The sequence below is a fragment of the Pseudomonas baetica genome, from assembly GCF_051216495.1.
Classification (GTDB): Bacteria; Pseudomonadota; Gammaproteobacteria; order Pseudomonadales; family Pseudomonadaceae; genus Aquipseudomonas; species Aquipseudomonas baetica_B.
In genome coordinates, this window is sequence record NZ_JBPKAM010000202.1 from 1 (window position 1) to 4,958 (window position 4,958).

Below are 4,958 nucleotides of genomic sequence, written 5' to 3' on the forward strand. Positions count from 1 at the left end.
CGCTGGCGGTGTGTCAGATAGCAGAAGTGTTGGCTGACACTCCCTCATCGCGGGCAAGCCCGCTCCCACAGGGTATTGCGCCGTCCCTTGATTCAACTTTTGGTTTCGCGTGCCGTTAAAGCCTTTAACCACGCCAATAAAATCAAAAGAGTGAACGTCATGCGCATGAGTCTGAAGGCTAAAGTCCTGTCCCTTGCCGTCCTCCCGGTGCTGCTCTTTGCGCTGGTCATCAGTTTGACCACGTTGTTCATTCTGCAGGGGCAAGCCCGGCATGAAGTCGAGCAAACCCGCGAGCGCCTGCTCAGCGATGCCAAGGCCACCCTGCAAAGCTACGTGGCCGTAGCCATGACCACCATCAAGCCGTTGTACGACGCTGCCGCTCAAGGCGACAACGCGGCGCGGGCCCAGGCGATCAAGTTGCTGTCGAACATCAAGTACGGCAAGGAAGGCTATTTCTTCGGCTACGACTCCGAGACCGTGCGCCTGTTCAAGGCCAATGACCCAGAGGGTGTGGGCAAGAGCTTCAAGGACAATCGCGACCCGAACGGCGTCTACGTCAACCGCGACCTGGTGAAAGTCGCCAAGGACGGTACGCACTACCTGCAATACAGCTCGCCGTTGCCGGGCAATGCGCAAGTCTTGGTGCCCAAGCTCGGGTACACCGAATACCTGCCCAAGTGGGACATGGCGGTCGGTACCTCGGTCAACCTCGATGGCATCGAAGCGCAAGTGGCCGTGGTCGAGGCCAAGGTCCAGGAGCGCATGCAAGGCGTGGTGCTGAGCATCGTCGGCGTGGCCGTGGTGGTGTTGCTGGTGATCGCAGCGGCCGGGATGCTGCTGGCCAACACCATTCTGCGTCCGCTGAACCTGATGAAAGCCAACCTCGACGATATCGCGGCGGGCGAGGGTGACCTGACCCGTCGCCTGGCCATCACCAGCCAGGATGAACTGGGCGAGCTGGCCGGTTCGTTCAACCGGTTCGTCGACAAGATCCACGGTCTGGTGCGTCAGATTACCGAAATGACCTCGCAACTGACCGGGCTGGTGAATCAGGTTTCCGACCAGGCCCAGCGTTCGGACCAGGCCATGGAGCGTCAGCGTCACGAAACCGATCAGGTCGCCACGGCGATCAATGAAATGTCCGCCGCTGCCCAGGAAGTGGCCAAGAGCGCGCAAAACGCCGCAGTGGCCGCCCAGCAAACTGACGAAGAAGGCCAGGCCGCCAAGCGTGTGGTGGCCGGCAGTATCGTGAAGATACATACGCTGGTGGATGACATTCGCAACAGCGGCGTGTCTCTGGACAGCTTGCAAAAGGATGTGTCGTCGATTGTCAGCGTGCTCGGGGTGATCCGCTCGATTGCCGAACAGACCAACCTGCTGGCGCTCAACGCGGCCATCGAAGCGGCTCGCGCCGGGGAAGCCGGACGCGGGTTTGCGGTGGTGGCCGATGAAGTGCGGGCACTGGCCAGCCGCACGCAAATCAGCACCCAGGAAATCCAGGGCATGATCGACCGCTTGCAGGCTGGCACCCAGTCGGCGGTGGAAGCCATGCGCCGTTCCAGCGAGGCCGGTGACGGCACCTCGGCCCAGGCCAACGAGGCGGGTGCTTCGCTGGACGCCATGGCGCAACTGATCGCCACCATCAACTCGATGAACGCGCAGATCGCCAGCGCCGCCGAAGAACAGACCGCCGTGGCCGAAGAGATCAACCGCAGCGTGCATCAGATTGCGGTGGCGGTGGATAACGTTGCCGATGAGACCCAGCTCGGTGCGCAGACCTCCAGAAGCCTTGCGGATCTGGGTCAACGCCTGGGCGGTCTGGTAGGACAGTTCCGGATCTGACACTGCAAAAACCTGTGGGAGCGAGCCTGCTCGCGAAGGCGTCCTGTCAGTCACATTGATGTTGGATGTGCCGGCACTTTCGCGAGCAGGCTCGCTCCCACAGAGGAAAGTGGTGTTCAAAGAAATCAGTCACCGTCCGCGTCGGCTCCCTGCGACAGCTCCTACACTGGTTAAACGGGTTGTTTGTCCCGCCCCCGACGACCACTGCAAAAGGAGTCAGCGCCATGACCGATGACCGTAAATGCGACTGTCCGAAGTGTGACTGCAAGCTTGGCGAACATCCGATCGTGCGTCACGGCAAGCACTATTGCTGCGAAGCTTGCGCCAAGCACCATGAGCACGGTGAAGAGTGTGCCCATCAAGGCTGCAAGTGCGCCCACTGACCCGGCGCTAACCCTGTAGGAGCTGTCGAGTGCAACGAGGCTGCGATCTTTTGATCTTCAATAGCAGGATCAAAAGATCGCAGCCTCCGGCAGCGCCTACAAGTTAGCGCCAGGCATCAATTCGCCGGTCGCCATTTGACGTTTTCCACGCCGAATTTCTCCGCCATCGGCTTGCTGGTCTTTTGCACCTTTTCCCGGCCAAAGCGCGGAATGCGGCCCACCCCCGCATCGCAACTCGCCCAATGCCAGGCTTCGGCGTTGTCCATTTTATCCAGACGAATGATGAACGACTTCGGGACGCCATGAAGGGTGTATTCGATGACGAAGAGTTTTGCGTTGTTCATATGGCCCGTATTCCTCCCTGTTGTACTTAAACGGATCGCGGGCCGGACGGAAAATTCACTCGGATTGTCCGGTGGGTGCACGTGCTGGCGACCGGTTCAGCGTCTGGTTAACATAAAGCCTTCCCTCCAAGCCCAATGATCATTGCCCATGGCCCTTGCTGCTCCGCCGGATCTGAGTGATACCGATGTGCCCGTGCAACCACTGGCGCGCACCTATCCGCGCGGGTTATTCATCGAGCCGCACCAGCATGACTGGGGGCAGTTGCTGTACGCGATGAGCGGGGTGATGTGGGTCGAGACACCCCACGAGGCGCTGGTGGTTCCGCCGCAACGCGCCGTTTGGCTGCCGCCGGGGGTGCCCCACGGGATTCGCGTGGTGTCCGACCTGCAAATGCGCAACATCTACCTGCGACCGTCCCTGGCGGCGACGCTTGATGACAACGTGCAGGTAATCGAGGTCGGCGGGCTGTTGCGCGAGTTGATCGTCAGCCTGGTGGAGCAGGGCGACGACGGTGCCCCGGAGTATTACGAGGCATTGGTGGGGTTGGCGCTGCTGGAGCTCAGGCGTGCCCGGCGCTCGATGTTGAAAATCCCGCTGCCGGACGATTCCGATCGGCGTTTGATGAGCCTGTGCCAGGCGGTCATGGCCCAGCCATCGCTGGACATTCCCTTCGAACAACACGCCGAAAACGCCGGCGCCAGCGTGCGCACCCTGGCGCGGTTGTTCAAGGATGGCCTGGGCATGGGCTTCGCCGAGTGGCGGCGCCAGGTGCAACTGGCGACGGCGGCGGCCGAGTTGATCCAGGGGATGCCGGTCAGCGCGATTGCCCGGGAATTGGGCTATTCGCCCAGCAGTTTCAGCGACATGTTCCGTCGGGAACTGGGTGTCTCGCCCTCGCAGTTTTCCGCGAACCAGAACCTGTAGGAGCGAGCATGCTCGCGATGGACTCAAGCGCGCCGCGTTAATTCAGGAAACACGCGTTATCGTTTACGCCCATCGCGAGCATGCTCGCTCCTACAGGTTTCATGTGTTCGGGGTGTTTTGGCCGAAATTCAGAAGCACTTGGCCGGTGTCCGCTTTCACCGCTCCCTAGACTGGCGGCATCTCTCAATTGCCCACGGAGTCTGCCATGAGCTACTTCATTTCCCTGGTGATCGGTCTGGGTGTCGGCCTGCTTTACGGCGCCCTGGATTTTCGTTCCCCCGCACCACCGGCCATCGCACTGATCGGCCTGCTCGGCATGCTGGCCGGTGAAAAACTCTGGCCGATGGGCCGGCAGTTGGTCGCTGGCTGGCTCTCCTGAATCCCGCTTGTCTACTCGATGGAACCCCCCCATGAAAGCACTACAATTCGACAAAACCGGCGATCTCTCGGCCCTGCGCTACGTTGAAGTGCCAACCCCCGTCCCCGGCGCCGATGAAGTCCTGGTGGAAATCAAGGCCGCCGGCCTCAACCCCAGTGATGTGAAGAACGTGCTGGGACGCTTTCCCTACACCACCTTGCCGCGCATTCCTGGCCGTGATTTCGCCGGCATCGTGGTAGAAGGCCCGCCAGCGTTGATTGGCCAGCAGGTCTGGGGCACTGGCCGTGAACTGGGCTTCTTCGCCGATGGCTCCCATGCGCAGTTCGTCAAACTGCCGGCCAATGGCGTTGCCCTCAAACCCACTCACCTGAGTTTCGCCCAGGCGGCCAGCCTTGGCGTGCCTTACACCACGGCCTGGGATGCGCTGGAGCGCAGCCTGGTGACGGCGCAAACCCGTTTGCTGGTGATTGGTGGCGGGGCGGTGGGCAGTGCCGCGCTGGCCTTGGCGAAAGTGCGAGGCGCCCAGGTGCTGGCGGCGGCGCGGCGGCCGGAGCAGGTCAAGGATTTGCAGGCCCAGGGTTATCAGACCCTGCAATTGGACAAGCCCGAGGACCTCGGCGTCCAGGTAAATGCAGTGTTCAGTGGTGGCGCCGATGTGATTTTCGACACCACCGGTTTCTGGCTGCCGGCCTCTGTCGCGGCACTGGCCACGTTCGGGCGCATCGCCATTATTGCCGCTCCAGTGGATGGCATGGTGCAGTTGCCGGCCCTGGCGCTGTATCGCAAGGGCGGGTCGGTGGTGGGCATCAACTCGTTGTTGTATGGCGTGCAGGCCTGTGCGGCGATGCTTGATCAGTTTGGCCGGTTTTTCGATCAAGACCTGTTGCCGTTGCCTCAGGGGCTGTTCGAGTCGCCGTTGGCTGAAGGGCTGGATCGCTATGCCGAGGTGAATCAAGGCAGTGGCGACAAAGTGATTCTGCTGCCGTAACCCTAAGCAATGTGGGAGCGGGGGGGGTGGGGGGGGGGGGGGGGGGAGGGGGAGGAGGACTGTGTGGCAAAACGAGTTCGAGAGAAGGATCAGTCTC

General features: G+C 61.5%; 5 protein-coding genes and 2 pseudogenes. 6 read left to right on the plus strand and 1 reads right to left on the minus strand.

The genetic code is table 11. The features are described 5' to 3' along the window. Positions 1-165: 165 nt before the first annotated feature. The 3 genes and pseudogenes from ACSFE6_RS30965 to ACSFE6_RS30975 form a co-directional block, all read left to right on the plus strand. Positions 166-936: pseudogene (locus ACSFE6_RS30965) on the plus strand (cache domain-containing protein); the annotation flags it as partial. Positions 937-1,257: 321 nt separating this feature from the next. Further along, a pseudogene (locus ACSFE6_RS30970) lies at positions 1,258-1,842 on the plus strand (methyl-accepting chemotaxis protein); the annotation flags it as partial. Between the two features lie 224 nt (positions 1,843-2,066). After that, entirely contained in the window at positions 2,067-2,225 is a 159-nt protein-coding gene (locus ACSFE6_RS30975) for a metallothionein (RefSeq protein WP_435431176.1), read from the plus strand. A gap of 116 nt (positions 2,226-2,341) precedes the next feature. Here ACSFE6_RS30975 and ACSFE6_RS30980 read toward each other — a convergent pair whose 3' ends face one another. Further along, on the minus strand, positions 2,342-2,569 hold the full coding sequence (locus ACSFE6_RS30980; protein ID WP_047527456.1) for a DUF6555 family protein: 228 nt from the start codon (positions 2,567-2,569) through the stop codon (positions 2,342-2,344). Positions 2,570-2,717: 148 nt separating this feature from the next. Between ACSFE6_RS30980 and ACSFE6_RS30985 the strand changes: the two genes are divergently transcribed. From ACSFE6_RS30985 to ACSFE6_RS30995, 3 genes are all read left to right on the plus strand, one after another. Continuing rightward, positions 2,718-3,494, plus strand: coding sequence for an AraC family transcriptional regulator (locus ACSFE6_RS30985; RefSeq protein ID WP_435431177.1), 777 nt, complete (start codon positions 2,718-2,720; stop codon positions 3,492-3,494). A 205-nt stretch (positions 3,495-3,699) separates the two neighbouring features. Continuing rightward, positions 3,700-3,873 carry a DUF1427 family protein gene (locus ACSFE6_RS30990; protein WP_435431178.1) on the plus strand — a complete coding sequence of 58 codons (174 nt, stop codon included), beginning with the start codon at positions 3,700-3,702 and terminating at the stop codon, positions 3,871-3,873. 31 nt (positions 3,874-3,904) lie between these two features. Continuing rightward, positions 3,905-4,861, plus strand: coding sequence for a quinone oxidoreductase family protein (locus tag ACSFE6_RS30995; RefSeq protein WP_435431179.1), 957 nt, complete (start codon positions 3,905-3,907; stop codon positions 4,859-4,861). The last annotated feature ends 97 nt before the right edge of the window (positions 4,862-4,958 follow it).

Bases quoted from the DNA above. Each gene is read 5' to 3' on its own strand.
- ACSFE6_RS30975 (WP_435431176.1), top strand. From the start codon at position 2,067: ATGACCGATGACCGTAAATGCGACTGTCCGAAGTGTGACTGCAAGCTT.
- ACSFE6_RS30980 (WP_047527456.1), bottom strand. From the start codon at position 2,569: ATGAACAACGCAAAACTCTTCGTCATCGAATACACCCTTCATGGCGTC.
- ACSFE6_RS30985 (WP_435431177.1), top strand. From the start codon at position 2,718: ATGGCCCTTGCTGCTCCGCCGGATCTGAGTGATACCGATGTGCCCGTG.
- ACSFE6_RS30990 (WP_435431178.1), top strand. From the start codon at position 3,700: ATGAGCTACTTCATTTCCCTGGTGATCGGTCTGGGTGTCGGCCTGCTT.
- ACSFE6_RS30995 (WP_435431179.1), top strand. From the start codon at position 3,905: ATGAAAGCACTACAATTCGACAAAACCGGCGATCTCTCGGCCCTGCGC.